The organism is Dongia sp. P2_B8 (assembly GCF_056404715.1).
Genome location: NZ_JBFUDM010000003.1, coordinates 604,323 through 619,223 on the forward strand (window position 1 = coordinate 604,323; position 14,901 = coordinate 619,223).

At 61.3% G+C, this 14,901-nt stretch carries 16 protein-coding genes; 4 read left to right on the forward strand and 12 right to left on the reverse strand.

From position 1 onward, the window contains the following. Positions 1 to 6: 6 nt before the first annotated feature. The 3 genes from AC1DWZ_RS10415 to AC1DWZ_RS10425 all read right to left on the reverse strand — a co-directional run bounded on the left by AC1DWZ_RS10415 (position 7) and on the right by AC1DWZ_RS10425 (position 3,335). Complete coding sequence (locus tag AC1DWZ_RS10415; protein WP_477168819.1) at positions 7 to 1,992, reverse strand: oxidoreductase; 1,986 nt, start codon at positions 1,990 to 1,992, stop codon at positions 7 to 9. A gap of 93 nt (positions 1,993 to 2,085) precedes the next feature. Further along, positions 2,086 to 2,589 (reverse strand): DinB family protein, encoded by a 504-nt coding sequence (locus AC1DWZ_RS10420; protein ID WP_477168820.1) that lies wholly within the window; start codon positions 2,587 to 2,589, stop codon positions 2,086 to 2,088. 8 nt (positions 2,590 to 2,597) lie between these two features. Beyond that, entirely contained in the window at positions 2,598 to 3,335 is a 738-nt protein-coding gene (locus tag AC1DWZ_RS10425) for a hypothetical protein (protein ID WP_477168821.1), read from the reverse strand. A 173-nt stretch (positions 3,336 to 3,508) separates the two neighbouring features. Here AC1DWZ_RS10425 and AC1DWZ_RS10430 point away from each other — a divergent pair, with 173 nt between their 5' ends. Together AC1DWZ_RS10430 and AC1DWZ_RS10435 are read left to right on the forward strand one after the other, a co-directional pair. After that, a complete protein-coding gene (locus AC1DWZ_RS10430) occupies positions 3,509 to 3,919 on the forward strand; it encodes a DUF4170 domain-containing protein (protein WP_477168822.1) in 411 nt (136 codons plus the stop codon). A gap of 6 nt (positions 3,920 to 3,925) precedes the next feature. Then, a complete protein-coding gene (locus AC1DWZ_RS10435; RefSeq protein WP_477168823.1) occupies positions 3,926 to 4,276 on the forward strand; it encodes a SemiSWEET family sugar transporter in 351 nt (116 codons plus the stop codon). On the opposite strand, the gene AC1DWZ_RS10440 is transcribed toward AC1DWZ_RS10435, so the two are convergent. Next, positions 4,176 to 4,748 (reverse strand): class I SAM-dependent methyltransferase, encoded by a 573-nt coding sequence (locus AC1DWZ_RS10440; protein WP_477168824.1) that lies wholly within the window; start codon positions 4,746 to 4,748, stop codon positions 4,176 to 4,178. The genes AC1DWZ_RS10435 and AC1DWZ_RS10440 overlap by 101 nt on opposite strands. Before the next feature lie 177 nt (positions 4,749 to 4,925). Here AC1DWZ_RS10440 and AC1DWZ_RS10445 point away from each other — a divergent pair, with 177 nt between their 5' ends. Continuing rightward, positions 4,926 to 5,348: a DUF1178 family protein gene (locus AC1DWZ_RS10445; RefSeq protein WP_477168825.1), complete on the forward strand. Its 423-nt coding sequence runs from the start codon at positions 4,926 to 4,928 to the stop codon at positions 5,346 to 5,348. 11 nt (positions 5,349 to 5,359) lie between these two features. Here the strand turns inward: AC1DWZ_RS10445 and AC1DWZ_RS10450 are convergent, their stop codons facing one another. From AC1DWZ_RS10450 to AC1DWZ_RS10475, 6 genes are all read right to left on the reverse strand, one after another. Then, positions 5,360 to 5,809, reverse strand: coding sequence for a YcgN family cysteine cluster protein (locus tag AC1DWZ_RS10450; RefSeq protein ID WP_477168826.1), 450 nt, complete (start codon positions 5,807 to 5,809; stop codon positions 5,360 to 5,362). Then, the gene (locus AC1DWZ_RS10455; RefSeq protein ID WP_477168827.1) at positions 5,806 to 7,035 is read right to left on the reverse strand and encodes a polyhydroxyalkanoate depolymerase; all 1,230 of its coding nucleotides are present in this window, start codon (positions 7,033 to 7,035) and stop codon (positions 5,806 to 5,808) included. Before AC1DWZ_RS10455 ends, AC1DWZ_RS10450 begins: the two co-directional genes overlap by 4 nt. Positions 7,036 to 7,090: 55 nt before the next feature. Continuing rightward, positions 7,091 to 8,212, reverse strand: coding sequence for an ABC transporter ATP-binding protein (locus AC1DWZ_RS10460; RefSeq protein ID WP_477168828.1), 1,122 nt, complete (start codon positions 8,210 to 8,212; stop codon positions 7,091 to 7,093). 7 nt (positions 8,213 to 8,219) lie between these two features. Then, positions 8,220 to 9,032 carry an ABC transporter permease gene (locus tag AC1DWZ_RS10465; RefSeq protein ID WP_477168829.1) on the reverse strand — a complete coding sequence of 271 codons (813 nt, stop codon included), beginning with the start codon at positions 9,030 to 9,032 and terminating at the stop codon, positions 8,220 to 8,222. Between the two features lie 3 nt (positions 9,033 to 9,035). Beyond that, entirely contained in the window at positions 9,036 to 9,956 is a 921-nt protein-coding gene (locus AC1DWZ_RS10470; RefSeq protein ID WP_477168830.1) for an ABC transporter permease, read from the reverse strand. Positions 9,957 to 10,050: 94 nt separating this feature from the next. After that, positions 10,051 to 11,175, reverse strand: a complete 1,125-nt coding sequence (locus AC1DWZ_RS10475; protein ID WP_477169494.1) for an ABC transporter substrate-binding protein — start codon at positions 11,173 to 11,175, stop codon at positions 10,051 to 10,053. A gap of 415 nt (positions 11,176 to 11,590) precedes the next feature. Here AC1DWZ_RS10475 and AC1DWZ_RS10480 point away from each other — a divergent pair, with 415 nt between their 5' ends. Further along, a complete protein-coding gene (locus tag AC1DWZ_RS10480) occupies positions 11,591 to 12,265 on the forward strand; it encodes a hypothetical protein (RefSeq protein ID WP_477168831.1) in 675 nt (224 codons plus the stop codon). A 3-nt stretch (positions 12,266 to 12,268) separates the two neighbouring features. Here AC1DWZ_RS10480 and cueR read toward each other — a convergent pair whose 3' ends face one another. Together cueR and AC1DWZ_RS10490 are read right to left on the reverse strand one after the other, a co-directional pair. Further along, on the reverse strand, positions 12,269 to 12,697 hold the full coding sequence (gene cueR, locus AC1DWZ_RS10485; RefSeq protein ID WP_477168832.1) for a Cu(I)-responsive transcriptional regulator: 429 nt from the start codon (positions 12,695 to 12,697) through the stop codon (positions 12,269 to 12,271). Then, positions 12,694 to 14,844: a heavy metal translocating P-type ATPase gene (locus AC1DWZ_RS10490; protein ID WP_477168833.1), complete on the reverse strand. Its 2,151-nt coding sequence runs from the start codon at positions 14,842 to 14,844 to the stop codon at positions 12,694 to 12,696. The genes cueR and AC1DWZ_RS10490 overlap by 4 nt, the downstream gene beginning before the upstream one ends. Positions 14,845 to 14,901: the final 57 nt, after the last annotated feature.

The window sequence follows — 14,901 nt, forward strand, 5'->3', positions numbered from 1 at the left end:
ACGATCCTAAAGGCTGAGGGCGAGGCGACGCCCTTCGAAGATTGCCGCGGCCGCCTGTCGCGGTGCCAGGCAATCGCCGATGGCATGGTGCGTCATACCGGCCGCCTGCATGTCTGTCTGCAGGCCATTGTCCGCCATGTTGGTGGTCGCCAGCACGAGCGCATCGAAGGGCAGGCGCTGCTCGGTACCTGTCGACAGATCGCGGATCGTGGCAGCATTGCCATGCCATGCCAGGATGACGGAATCGGTGATGAAGGTGACGCCCAGTTTCTTGAGGCGCGAGCGCATCGGAAAATCGGCGGCCGTCCGTGCCAGATCGCGGCCAACATAGGCGTCCGACGTCAACAACGTAACCTCATGCTCCTTTTCCGCCAGATGCCAGGCCGTGCCCGGGCCGCGCCAATTGCCGGAATCGTCCAGCAGAAGGACGCGCTTGCCTAGCCGCGCCGCGCGCCGCATGACATCCTCGACCGACCAGACATTTGCACCGTCCACGCCGGGCATTGTGTCGCGATGGGCGAGGCCGCGCTGCCAGCCGCTCATGCTGGGTTGCGATCCCGTCGCCAGCACCACCTCATCGGCACCGATATCGGCGATATCGGCTCGTTCCAGATAGGTGTTGGTGCGGATCTCGACCTGCAGCTTGGTCAGTTGCCCTTCGTACCAGGTGATGAGGTCGGTGATCTGGCCGCGGCGCGGCTGCAGACCGGCGAGGCGGAATTGCCCGCCCAATTTGTCGGTGGCCTCCGCCAGGATGACATGGTGGCCGCGTTCCGCGGCGACACGGGCTGCTTCCAGGCCACCGGGGCCGCCACCGACGACCAGCACCTTCTTTGGGCGGGGGGCTGCCGTGAAAGTATCGCCACCCCATTCGAATTCCCTGCCGGCCGAGGGGTTGATGAGGCAGGAGATCCAGTAATCGCGCGAACGCCTGCCCCAGCACATCTGGTTGCAGGAAATGCAACCGCGCACATCTTCCGGCCGACCTTCTTTCGCCTTGTTGGCGAGGTGCGGGTCGGCGATCTGGCCACGCACGATGCTGACCGTATCCGCCTGGCCGGAGGCAATGACGTAATCGGCATTCTCCGGTGTCCGGATATGGCTTTCCGCCTGCACGCGCACGGTTTTGAGCGCAGCCTTCATCGCCTCGGCAAAGGGGGCGCCCATTTTATCTTCATAGACGAAGGGCGGAATGATCTTGGTGAAGTCGAAATAGCTGCCGGTGCCCAGCGTGATGTAGTCGTAGAGTCCGCGCGCCTCGTGCCACTGGGCGATCTCGATCTGCTGTTCGATGCTGAGCGCTGCCGGACTGCCGGGATCGAGGCTGATCGCCATGCCGATGATGAAGTCCTCACCCACCTTGCGGCGGAGTGCGGTGAGGAGATCGGCTGAGAATTTCATGCGCTTCTCGAACGACCCGCCATAGGCATCGTCACGGCGGTTGGCCTGCGGCGACCAGAATTGCTCGATGATGGCGTTGTAGGCCGCCATCAACTCGATCCCGTCATAGCCCGATGCCTTGGCACGGCCGGCTGCGTCGGCGAAATCAGCAATCGTGCTCTCTATTTCGCGCACCGTCATGCGGTGGCTGCCATCCATATCGTGCATGGAGGGCGCGCCGGAAGGCGAATGGCTGGCCTCAAAGGAATTGTCCCAATCACCATGGGCACCGACATGATAGAGCTGCTGGATCATCACCGTGCCATGTTCATGGCAGGCGTCGGTGATGCGCCGGAAATGCGGAATGATTCCATCATCATTGGGACGAAAGTTGCCGCGCGTGAGGACGGCAGCCTTGTTGACCGGCACCGGCTCCACCACGATCATCGCAACGCCACCCCGGGCACGTTCGCGGTAATAGCCGAGATGCCGGTCGCTCGGCCAGCCATCGACGCTCATGTTGGCGGTATGCGCACCGAAGACGATCCGGTTCTTCAGCGTCTTGTGACGCAGGGTCAGCGGCTGGAATAGATGCGGGAAGGATTGCGACATCTGCTGGCACTGGCTCCGCTTTAGGGCTCCGCTCTGGCTGGCGCCAGATTGGAAGCCCATGCCAATCAGTGTCAAGCCGCTATCGGCGCACTCTCAGACGCGTGCTGCTGCAGCGTGCATGCCGACCAGCCATTGGATGCCGGCCAAATGTTGCTGATCATGGCTGCACAGGAAATGGATGAGACCCTTCACCGTGACGGTGCCATACCCTTCGAAGGTCCCGCGACGGTTGAGATCATCCGGCCGGACTGCTTCAAGCATATGCATTGTGCCGACGCGCGCCTTTTCGAAGGCGCTGAAGGCAGTCTCTATCTCGGTATGATCATATTGCCGGCTCTCGATCAGCTCGTAGCCGTCGATGGACTCAAGGATTGGGTCGGTCTCCCGCAGCAGTCGCTGAAAGCGCAGGGCGTAACCATCGATCTCGATATCACGCACATGGCAGACCTGCTGCCGGACGGTCAGCATCTCGCTGGGGATGCCCTCCCAGCTTTCCGGCCGCCAATCCAGGGCATCCGCCGGGGTGTCGGCGATGAACGCCCGCAAAGTTGCGGGGAACGACCGCAGCGAATGCATCGTATTTGCAAGCTGGCTCATGGCGGGTATCAGTCGATGAAGGGCGATTGCGCCGGCATCTCGCCGCCGGCTTCCTTCACCGCGCGGGCATAGGCGCGGGGGCTTTTGTAGGGGCCGGTCTTGACCATGTCCTTGGTGCTGGCCGGGCGGACTTCCGCCGTGCGCGGCATGATCTTCAGGAAGCCGCCCTTCTTGCCAATGAGCAGGATCGGCTTGTTATACCTGGTCGAGATGCGCCGATGATTGGCCGAGTGGCGCTTCATGGCGTCCTTCTCCTCGGAATCGCGCATGAAGACATATTCGTAGGCGTCGATGAATTCCTTGATGAATTCCCGTTCTACCACCTGCATGTTGGAAATCAGCCAGCAGCGGTCGGCAAAGATCCAGTACGTGCCAAGGCCCAGCAGCTCGCCCTTTTTGTCGAAATAGGGATAGAAGGGGAAGGCGCGGCAGGCGAGGGTGCGGTTGTCACGCTCGCAAAAGCGCGCCCCTTTGCACTCGACGGCCATGCACCCCTTATGCAATTCGGCGACGATCTTGCGGGCGTTGGCATCGGTCGGCTTGTACTTGTGCCACAGGTCGGTCCGGCTTTTCAGCAGTTCGAACTCCGGCTTGTCGACCACCGGAATGGCATGGCCCGTGTCGCAGCAGACCGGCTGGCCCTCATTGAGGGGGGCGCAGAACCGGCCGCAATCGAAGCGCGACACGTTGGCCTGGAAGCGATCATAGACCGCCTTGAAATCTTCCGGTCGCATGTCCTGGGTCATAAGATCTTTACCTTGGCTTTTTATAATCGTCGCCGGAATACGAGTGGGCGCACACGCACTTATGCTATTTATGCTTTGCTGCCGACTCGAAATCCAGTTAAGAATTAGCAGGTTAGCACGGTTTTTGGGCGGGGTGTGTAGCCCGCGCAAGCGCAAAGGAACCGAAAAAGATCATGACGCGTTTCTGGGTGATCGGCGGTGCTTATGCCGACACGAATTTCGACCGCATCCAAGGCGGCGGCAAGGAAGAGCGTATCGGCCCCTTTGCCACCTATGAAGAAGCCAAAGCTGCCTGGCAGAAGCGCGCCTGGGAAACGGTCGATCAGGCCCACGCCCGGTTCCGCATTGAGGAAGAAGGCGGCGATATCTGCTTCTGGGTCGTCGGCGGCCCCTATTGCGACACCACCTTTAGCGAACCAGCACCCGGCGGTGGTGAGCAGTGGTTTGGTCCCTTCGACAGCTACGACGATGCCAAGACCGCCTGGTCGCGCCATGCCTGGTCGACAGTCGACGATGCCATGTGCCGCTATCGGATCGAGAAACTGGCCAAGGGTGAGCACCCCAAATCCGGGAAAGCGACCTGACCTTTCATGGCTACTCCCGGTGATTTTTGGGTCGAGGCGATCGGCGTTCTGGCTGCCTGCACGACCACATTGAGCTTCCTGCCGCAGGCTTTGCGGATTTGGCGCAACGGTTCGGCCCGCGATGTCTCGCTCATCATGTATCTGATGATGTTCGCCGGACAAATCCTGTGGCTGACCTATGGACTGGTGATCGGCTCGGCCTCGCTGATTCTGGCCAATGTCAGCGCCCTCGTCCTGGTAGGGTCGGTGCTGCTTCTCAAACTGCGCGACCACACGGCAGCCGCGCGCGCTGGACAGGCGCCCTTGCAGCCAGGCGTTGCACCACCGCCGGCTTCGGCTGCGTCACCTCACCACTGAAATATCCGAGCACGGTCAAACCGGCTCTTTGCGAAAAGGCCAGCAACTCGCCCGGCGCCAGAAGGAAGTCCGGGTTGCTGGGCCTGCCGAAGCGCTCATTGCCGGCGGCGAAGGTTTCATAGATCAGCAGACCGCCGGGCGCCAAGGCCGATGCCAGATGCTGGAACAATGGCCGGTGCAGGTAATTGGTGACCACGATCCCGGCAAAGCGGCGGTCCGCCAGCGGCCAGGGCGCGCCATCCTCGAGATCGGCAGCCAGGATGTCGACCGGCGGCCCGTCGCGCCAGCCTTCTGCGAGGGCTTGCAATGCCGCCACATCGCGGTCGACGGCGATCACGGGATGGCCTTGGTTGTGCAGGAAATGGGTGTGCCGCCCGTTGCCGGCGGCAAGATCGAGCACCCACCCGGCAGAAGCGATCCGGGGGGCATGCTGAACGACCCAAGGCGAGGGTGGAGAGATGATGGAGGACAAGGCCAAATCACACACTGTGGTCAAACTAGGCTTGCGGTCGCAGGCCGGAGGGTAGCATTTTTGCCGCCAGCTTCTATATTCTTAAGAAATACCGGCGATACTGAGCCGGTTGGGACTGGCGCAGCTGTTGCGTGGATTTCCATCGACGGCAGCCGCGCAGCGAAGGCAAGTGTGACGATGATCGTGTTTCAGCTCAATTGTGGCAAAGGCCACAGCTTCGATATCTGGTTCAAGGACGGCGGCACCGCCGACCGCCAATTGGCGCGTGGCCTGGTGGAATGCCCCGATTGTGGCGACCGCAAGGTCGGCAAGGCCTTGATGGCACCCCGTATAGGCAGCAAGGGCGAGAAGAGCCCGGCCCAGAACATGGCGATCCTGGCCAAGAACATGCGCGAGCAATTGGTCGAGGTCCGCCGCCAGGTGGAAGAGAATTGCGACTATGTCGGCGACAAGTTTGCCGATGAGGCGCGCAAGATCCATTACGGCGAAGCGGATGCCCGCGGCATCTTTGGCGAGGCCAGCGAAGAGCAGCACCGCGAATTGTCGGAAGAAGGCATCGAGGTCGCGCGCATTCCCTGGCTGCCCAGAGAGGACGCCTAGGCGAAAGACGCTTAACTAATCCAATCGACGATGTGATCCTCGGGCTCGCCGGCGCGCGTTTCTGAAATCGCACGTTTGCGTACGGAGATCCCGGCCTGATGCACCGTCTTGGGGTCGCCCGAGATCAGCGGATGCCACCAGGGCAGATCCTGCTTTTGATGCACCAATTTATAAGCACAGGTTTCCGGCAGCCAGTCGATGCGGCCAAGATTGCGTGGCCCCAACTGCACGCAATCCGGCACGATGTCCTTGCGGTTGGTGTAATCCTTGCAGCGACAGCTCCGAAGATCGAGCTGCTTGCAGGCGATGTTGGTGAAGAGGACCTGGTTGGTATCGGCGTCGCGCAGCTTGACCAGGCAGCACTTGCCGCAGCCATCGCACAAGCTCTCCCACTCCGACGGCGTCATTTTGGAAAGGGGCGTCGTCTTCCAGAAGGGCTGCTTTTCAGCAGCCTTGCTCACGGCGCCTTGTTTCCGCGAATGAACGCGCCGATCGCGGGGCTGATGCGTTCACGCCAAGAGCGGCCGCTGAACAGGCCGTAATGGCCGACCTTTTCTTCGGTCACCTGCAGGCGCAGTTTTTCGGGAATGCGAGAACAGACCTCATGCGCCGCATGGCACTGGTCGGCGCCGGTGATATCGTCGCGCCCACCTTCGACCGTCATCAGGCCAACGTTGCGGATGGCACTGGGATCGACCAGATGGCCGCGATGCTTCAGTGTTCCCTTCATCAGCGCATGTTCCTGGAACACGATGCTGACCGTGTCCAGGTAGAATTGCGCGTCGAGATCCATGACAGCCAGATACTCTTCGTAGAACCGGCGATGGGCCTTGGCAAAATGATCATCACCCTTGGCATGCGCCCACAGGAAGTCGACATGGGCCTTCAAATGCCGGTCCGGATTCAGTGACATGAAGCCAGTCAATTGCAGCAGGCCCGGATAGACTCGCCGGCCGGCGCCGGGGTGGAGCGGCGGCACATTATGAACGGCAGCTGCCTCGAAAGCTGAGAGCGGATGCGACTGTGCAAGACGCGTGACTTCCGTGGTGCCGCGCCTGGTGTCGACCGGGCCGCCCATGATGATGAGGTTGCGCGGCGTCAGCGGATCCTTGGCCTCGGCCAACAATGACGTGGCAACGATAGCGGCAGGTGCCGGCTGGCAGATCGCCAGCACTGAAACGCCGGCGCCGATATGGCCGAGGCAGCGCATCAGCACATCGACATAATCGTCAAAGCCGAAGCGGCCGTCGCTCAAGGGCACTTCGCGTGCATCCTGCCAATCGGTGACATAGACCTCATGGCTTGCGGCCAAGCTTTCGATCGTGTCACGCACCAGGGTCGCGAAATGGCCGGAAAGAGGGGCCACCAGCAGGATCTTCGGATCCTTGCGCGGCTTTTCCAGCACGCGCTCAAAATGGATGAGGCGGCAGAACGGCTCGCCATAGATCAGCTTCTCGGTGATCGCCACCGGCTTGCCGTCGATCTCGACACGGTCGATACCGAATTCGGGGCGGCCATGGCGCCGCGCGGCACGGGCCATGATTTCCATGGCGGCGGCGCCGGCGCGATGCAGAGTGGTCTCTGCCAGCGGGTTGCCGGGGTGGGCCAACAGGTTGCGCCAGGTGTCGGCAGCAATGCGAAACGGCGTCAGGGCTAGGTACTGCGCCTCGATGGCATGATAAAGCATATTAATTATTTACGCTGCGGTGCGACATAAGGCAACCCTAACCCTGATCTATCACTCAATTGTTAAGAAGAACGCCCGCTTCAACCGGCCAAGTTAACCATATTGGCGCCTCCGGTGCGAAGGAATCCGCACCAATCTGCGCTTTTCGGTTCTGCAGCGACACCGAGACCGGTGCCGCCCCATCGCGCCATTCGGCCAGGATGAGGCTGCGATCGCCGAGATAGGACCCTGCCATGGCACGGGCTTTTATGACATTCCCATTATTGATGCCGTGGTCGATTGGGGCCGTCGCAGCCGCATCGATCTTTTCCGGGCGGATGGCGAGGATTGCCGACTGGCCAGGGGTCGATCCGCCGGAAGCCGCCACACGGATATGCTGGCCGGGGGAAATTTCGACCGCGGCGATACCACCCACGACGCTGGCGATGCGCCCTTCGAAGAAGTTCATGTTGCCGATGAAGCCAGCCACCTCGCGACAATTGGGCCGCTCATAGAGAGCTGTCGCGGTATCGATCTGCAGCACCTTGCCGCGCGCCATCACGGCGATGCGGTCGGAGAGAGACAATGCTTCTTCCTGATCGTGGGTCACGAAGATGAAGGTGATGCCGAGAGATTTCTGCAACTGTCGCAATTCGATCTGCATCTCTTCGCGCAGCTTTTTGTCGAGGGCACCCAAAGGTTCGTCGAGCAGCAGGACCTTGGGCTCGCAGACGATGGCGCGCGCCAACGCCACGCGCTGGCGCTGGCCGCCGGAAATCTGGTTGGTGCGACGATTGCCGAGACCACCCAGGCGCACCATCTCCAATGCCTGCGCCACTTTCTTGGCGATAGTGGCCTTGTCAAAACCGCGATTGATGAGGCCATAGGCGATGTTCTCAGCGATATCGAGATGCGGAAAGATCGCGTAGCTCTGGAACACCATGTTGGTCGGCCGCTGGTTGGGCGGGCGGATGCCCATCGGCTCGCCGTCGATGAGGATGTCCCCCTCGCTCTGCCGCTCAAAACCGCCGATCATGCGCAGGAGCGTGGTCTTGCCGCAGCCGGACGGGCCAAGGAGCGAGAAAAATTCACCAGGTGCGATGTCGAAGGTCGCGGCATCGACGGCAGCGAAATTGCCGAAGCGCTTGCTGAGGGATTGCAGTGAGATCATTGGCCGGGAAATCGGAGGCTGCGTCATGTCGACCTCAAATGACAGATGAATCGCTGCCGGACACGCCGCGCCGGCGCAGCCATTCGGCAAACACCACCAGCACGATCGAGACCATCAGGATAAGGGAGCCCAGCGCCAGCACATCAGGAATCTTCGATGGGAAGCGCAGGCTGCTGAAAATGAAGATAGGCAGCGTAGTTTCGCTGCCGGCGAGGAAGAAGGCGAGAAGGTATTCATCGAACGAGGTGATGAAGCAGAGCAGCAGGCTGGACACGATGCCAGGCATCACCAGAGGCAGGGTGACGCGTCGGAAGCTCTTCCAGGCTGAATCGCCGAGATCGCGCGAGGCTTCCTCGAGACTGCGATCGAAACCCTCCATGCGGGCCATCAGCACCAGCATGGACAGCGGCACCGTGATGAGAACATGTGAAAGCCCCACCGTCCACAGCGTCAAATCAATATCGAGTGCGCGGCGCAGGATCACCAGCGACGACACACCAATGACCATATAGGGGATGACCAGCGGCAGCATGATGAGCGCATAGATCGAGCGCCGGAAGGGCAGGCGATAGCGCGTCATGGCGCGCGCTGCCAGCAGACCTAAGAAGGTGCTGAGGATAGCAACGCCGATACCCACTTTGACGCTGGCCCAGAGTGCCGCTTGCAGGCTCGCATTGGCGAAGAGGTTTTCATACCATTTCAGGGTGAAGCCCTTGAAGGGCAATGTCACATAGATGTTGTCGTTGAAGGAGAAGAGGGGCAAGAGCAGCACCGGCACATAGAGGAACGCCAGATACAGCACTGCAAAGAGCGACAGCAGGTTGAAATGCTTGCGGATCGTTTCCATGGCTCAGATATCCGCGGCCTTGAGGCGCTTGCGACCGATGGCGGCCAGGAAAGCACAGACCGCCAGCGTGATCGCCAGCATCATGATGCAGGAAAGTGCCGCCCCCAGCGGTGCGTTGCTGGCCTTGCCGAACTGCGTGACGATGGAATTGCCGATCATGATGCCCGACGTCCCGCCAACGAGGGTGGGTGTGATGTAGTCACCAACCGTCGGGATGAAGACCAGCAGAATGGCGGCGATGGTGCCGGGCAATGAGAGCGGGAAGGTGATGCGCCAGAAGCGCTTCCATTTGGAATCACCAAGATCAGTTGCGGCTTCCAGATAGGAACGGTCGATCTTCTCCAGGCTGACATAGATCGGCAGCACGGCATAGGCGGCCCAGGCATGGGCGAGCGTGATGGTGACCGAGGTTGGATTATAGAGCAGGAACTCCAGCGGCTTGTCGATGAGGCCAACTGCCTTAAGGCCGGAATTGATGACGCCGTTGAAGCCGAGGATCACCTTCCAGGCAAAGATGCGCAGCAGATAGCTGGTCCAGAATGGCACGGTCAGCAGGATGATCCAGATGAGCTTGGCGCGCTCGATGCGGAAGGCCATGAAATAGGCCATGGGATAGGCGAGCAGCACGACCGCGAGGGTGGCGGTAAAGGACATCCACAGGGACTTCACGATCAGGATGCGATAGAGCGACCCTTCGGGTGTGAACAGCACACGGTAATTGTCGAGCGTCCAGGTGGCGTTGATGTCAAAGCCGGTCTGGGTCCAGAAGCTGACCAGAACGATGCCGACCAGCGGCACCACCATCATGCCGATGACGATGAGCAGGGTGGGCGCTATCAGCCACAGGCCATCAAGCCATTCAGGGCGAATGGAATGACGGTTGGCCGATTGTGCCGTGGGATCTATCGCTGTTTGCGTGGTCATGTCATTTGAGCTGGTTATGAGAGGGGCGGAACCGGCGGCCACCACCGCCGATTCCGCCCCTGGTCATAGAGATGGCATTCCTGCCGCGGCCGGGTCAGGCGCCAGCTTTCACTTCCTCGAACAGCTTCTGCACCTTGTCGGTGTTGAGCGTCGGCTGCTGGAAGATGCCCTGGTTGAAGAACTGCGTCGGGTCTTTCGGCAGGCCACGTTCGGCCAAGATCTTTTCTTCAACGAGGTCGAAGGATTTGGCGTTGGAGTGGCCATAGCCTTGCGCCTCGATCAGCCATTTGCCGGCTTCCGGGGCAATCATGGCGTCAATGAGGTCATAGGCCTTGTCGAGATGCGGTGCGTCCTTGGTCAGGACCAGGCCGCAGCAATAGCTCATGATGCCTTCCTTGGGGTTGGCGAACTTGATGTTTACGCCTTGGCCGGAGAGGGTCACCACTGAACTGTTCCAGCCGGTCGAAGCCACGAGTTCGCCGGACGCCAGCGCCTGCTCGACCGCCGAGTTGCTGTCCCAATAGAAACGCACCAGCGGCTTTTGCTTCACCAGCAATTCCTTGGCCTTGGCCAATTCGTCGTCGGTAAGATTGAACGGATCCTTGGCGCCGATCACGATACCAGCGATGGCGACGGCTTCGGTGGCGTCGGCCGACATGGAAATCTGGCCTGAATAGCGCTCGTCCCATAGCATGTTCCAGCTCTCTTCCTTCGCATCGAAGAGATCGGGACGGTAGAGGATCGAGGTATTGCCCCAATCGACCGGGATGAAGAACTGACCACCCTGCTCATCCTGCGCATAAGGCAGCTTCTTCAAACTGTCGAACAAATTGCCCCAATTGGAGAGGCGGCTGGTGTCGATCTTCTGCAACACGTCCGCATCGCGCCAGCGCTTGAGATCGAGATTGCAGGGATGCACCAGATCGACCTTGAAGCCGCTCCTGACCTTGGTGAGGGCCTCTTCAACGTCGCCGAACACCGGGCCTTCCGGTTCGGCGCTATATTTCGCGGTGTAGCCGGGGTGGAAACCCGGATCGTTATAGCCTTCCCAGGTAAAGTAGATCGCTTCGCCATCGGCGGCTTTGGCGCGGCCGACTGGCAGCATGGTCATGGTGAGGCCGGCGGCCGTCAGCATCTGCAGAATATCGCGCCGCGACATGCGGCCCGCCTTCATGGCACTGAGAAAATCCTGTTTGCCCATCAACTCTTGCCTGTCCATCACGCAACGCCCTCCTGTCCCGGTTTCATTTTGCTTGTTATGCGCCGGTATTATTTTCCAGCGTTCTTTGCATGCTGTGTACAGGTGATCTTGCCATTGCCCTGGCACCGCCGCAACTATGCTTCTCAAATCACCTCTGTTTCGGCGTAAAGATGTTGTGATGGCGAGGTAGCGGCACTGATATTTCTGAGTGGCCCGGACTGTTATATGCTTTCCGAACGGTCAGGATTCTTCCCAAACGGGATCTAAGCCGTTACGCCAAACTGGAAAGCTGTGGAACTCGTTGGGGCAGGCCGTTGACGCCTGGCGGTGACCGACGTCACTTTGCCGGGGCGGTTGCAGAGATTAGATGTGGGCGATCTCGCCATCTCGACTATGGAAGATTGGCCCGGCTATGAAAGAGTGGATGGTCACCATGCGCGCGGTTCGAATGACGGTCTCTGTTGCCGGTGCCTTGCTGTGGGTCCTGACGGCCGGGCAGACAGCGCATGCCGAAGACGCGGCCGTGGCAATCGTCGAAGACACCAGCGGCAAGGTCGCCGGTGTCGAGCCGCTTGATCTGCTGCGCGCGGGCAAGACGATCACGCTCAAATCCGATGAAGGCCTCATCATCTCCTATCTCAATTCCTGCCAGCGCGAAAATATCCGTGGCGGCAAGGTGATCATCGGCCAGGCGCAATCCGAGGTCGCTGGCGGCAGTGTCGCCCGGACGAAGCTCTCCTGCGATCCGATAGCGCTGGCCTTGTCGCCTGAGCAGGCCAATCAGAGTGCCGCGCTGGCATTTCGCGACGACAAGACGATCTCAGGCGACCCGGTGGCAGCCGAGGCGAAGTTTCGCATGGATACGCGCCAGCCGATTGTGATCGCGCCGGATTTGACGGAAGTCACCATCGAAGATTGGCGCGATAAGAAGGTCAAATGGTCGGTCAAGGTCGTCAACGGCATTGCCGATCTGACGGCCGATCACGAGATGCTGGCCCAGGGTGGCGTCTATCGCCTGGTTGGCAAAGGCAGAACGTTGATCTTCCGCATCGGCAAGGAAGCAACCGATGCGCCTTTGCCCTTGCTCAAGCGGGTGATCCGCTTCTGAGGCTTAGTGGCAGCCAGCTTTACGGCCGCCATCACCTGACGCCAGCCCATCCAGGATCGGACAATCAGGCCGGTCGTCGCCGTGGCAGTTATGGGCAAGGTGCTTCAAGGCAGCTGCCATCTCCTGCATTTCGGCGATCTTGGCCTCCAATCCGGCAACATGGGTTAGGGCGAGCTTCTTGACCTGTGAGCTGGAGCGTTGCCGGTTGCGCCAAAGCGCCAGCAATTCGCGGATCGTCTCCAGCGGAAAGCCCAGCGATCTCGCGCGCTGAATGAAGCGCAGATTGTGGACATCGTGGTGACCATAGAGCCGGTAATTGCCGTTGCTGCGCTCAGCCGGCGGCAACAGACCGATGCTCTCATAATGCCGGATCATCTTGGCTGACACGCCGCTGGCCTTGGCGGCAGCGCCGATGTTGAGGGAATCGGTCATTGCGGCCTCCAGCGATTGAGGGTGAGGGCATTGGTGACAACGGCCACCGAGGAGAGGGCCATGGCCCCACCCGCGAGGATCGGGCTGAGATAGCCGAGCGCCGCCAGCGGCAAGCCCAGCAGGTTGAAGACGAAGGCCCAGGCGAGGTTTTCCTTGATCTTGCGGCATGTGGCGCGTGCCAGGCCGATGGCCTGCGGCACCAATGCCGGGTCGCCGCGCATCAATGCGATCCCCGCCGTCTCAATGGCAACGTCGGTACCCGTCGCCATGGCGAGGCCGAGGTCGGCGGCGGCCAGCGCCGGCGCGTCGTTGACGCCGTCGCCAACCATCGCAACCTTGGCACCATCTGCTTTCAACGCTGCGATAGCGTGTGTCTTGTCGTCCGGCAGCAACTCGGCGCGGACATCGTCGAGCCCCAGTTCGGAGGCGATCTTGGCAGCGGCACCCTGGTTGTCGCCGGTCAGCATCAGGGTCCTGATGCCGAGATGGCGCAGCGCGTCGATGGCTGGCTTGGCACTTGGCCGCAGCTGGTCGGCAAAGGCGAAGAGGGCGATGAGACGCCGCTGCGGTGCCGTCTCAGCAAGATAAGAAACGCTGGCGCCTTCCGCCGCCAGTCTCGCGGCAGTTTCCGCGAGCGGTGTGATGCCAAGACCATTGTCCTGCATCATCTTGGCCGTTCCCAGCGCGTATTGATGCTGGTCGATCATGCCCACGACACCGCGCCCGGCGACGACCCTCGCATCCGTGGCACGGGGCAGGTCCTGGCCATCCGCAGCCCGGCGCAGCGCGTCGGCCAGCGCATGGGTGCTGCCTGCCTGTAAAGCGGCGGCGAGGTGCAGGGCTGTCTTCTCGTCATTGCCCGGGATGAGCTCGATCGCCTGCAGGCGTGGCTTGCCTTCGGTGAGCGTGCCCGTTTTGTCGAAAGCAACGATCGTAATGTCGCCGGCAATCTCCAAGGCGGCGGCATCACGGATCAGAATGCCGCGCTTGGCACCGGCCCCCACGCCCACCATGATCGCCGTCGGTGTCGCCAGGCCGAGTGCGCAGGGGCAGGCAATGACCAGGACAGCGACCGCGTTGATAAGTGCCGTCTCGATACCGGCCCCCAGCAGCAGCCAGCCACCCAAGGTGAGCGCTGCGATCACCAGCACGATCGGTACAAAGATCGCCGAAACGCGATCCGCCAGGCGCTGGATGGGTGCCTTGGCACCCTGAGCCGCCGTCACCATGCGAATGATGCGCGCCAAGGTGGTTTCGGCACCGACGGCTGCGACGGCAACCTCCAAGGCACCCATGCCGTTGACCGACCCGCCGATGACGCGGTCGCCGGTAGCCACCGGCCGTGGCCGGCTCTCGCCGGTGATGAGGGATTCATCGATCTCGCTGTCGCCGGCGATGATCTTGCCGTCGGCCGGGACACGTTCGCCGGCACGGACGAGGGCGATGTCGCCGGCTGCCAATTGCTGCAATGGGATGTCACTCTCGACACCATTGCGGCGCACGCGCGCCTGGGCCGGCCACAAGGCATTCAAGGCACTGAGCGCGGAAAGGGTGCGGCGCTTGGCGCGCTTTTCCAGCCATTTGCCGAGCCGCACCAGCACGATGATGACGGCGGCGGATTCGAAATAGAGATGGTGCGGGTTTATCGCCATCATGTAGAGGCTGAGGCCGAAGGCAGCGCTGGTCCCCATCGCCACCAGCAGATCCATATTACCGCTGAAGCCGCGAATGGCGCGCCAGGCACCGAGATAAAACGGCAGGCCGAGCCCGAACTGCACCGGCAGCGCCAGGGCCAGCTGAATCCACGGATCCAGCATCCACATGCCGCCCAGGGTCAATTCCAGGACCATCGGCGCCAGCAACGGCAGGGTGAGGGTGGCGCCCAGCAGCAGGAACCAGGCCTCATGGTCGGGCTTTGCACGCGCATCCTCGGCGCGGACGCCATAACCGGCCTTCTCCACGGCTTTGGCCACGGCGTCGCGGGTGATATCGGTGCTTCCCGTGACGACAGCTTCTTCGCTGGCCAAATTGACGTCGGCGGTGGCAACGCCAGGCATCCGCCGCAGCACCTTCTCGATGCGTGTGGCGCAGGCGGCGCAGGTCATGCCTGTAATACCCAATCTCAGTTCAGTGGCGCTGGCGGTCATCAAGCTACTCCTTCATCCTGGCGCCAATTACATATGGTCCTTCCAATCATGGGAAGG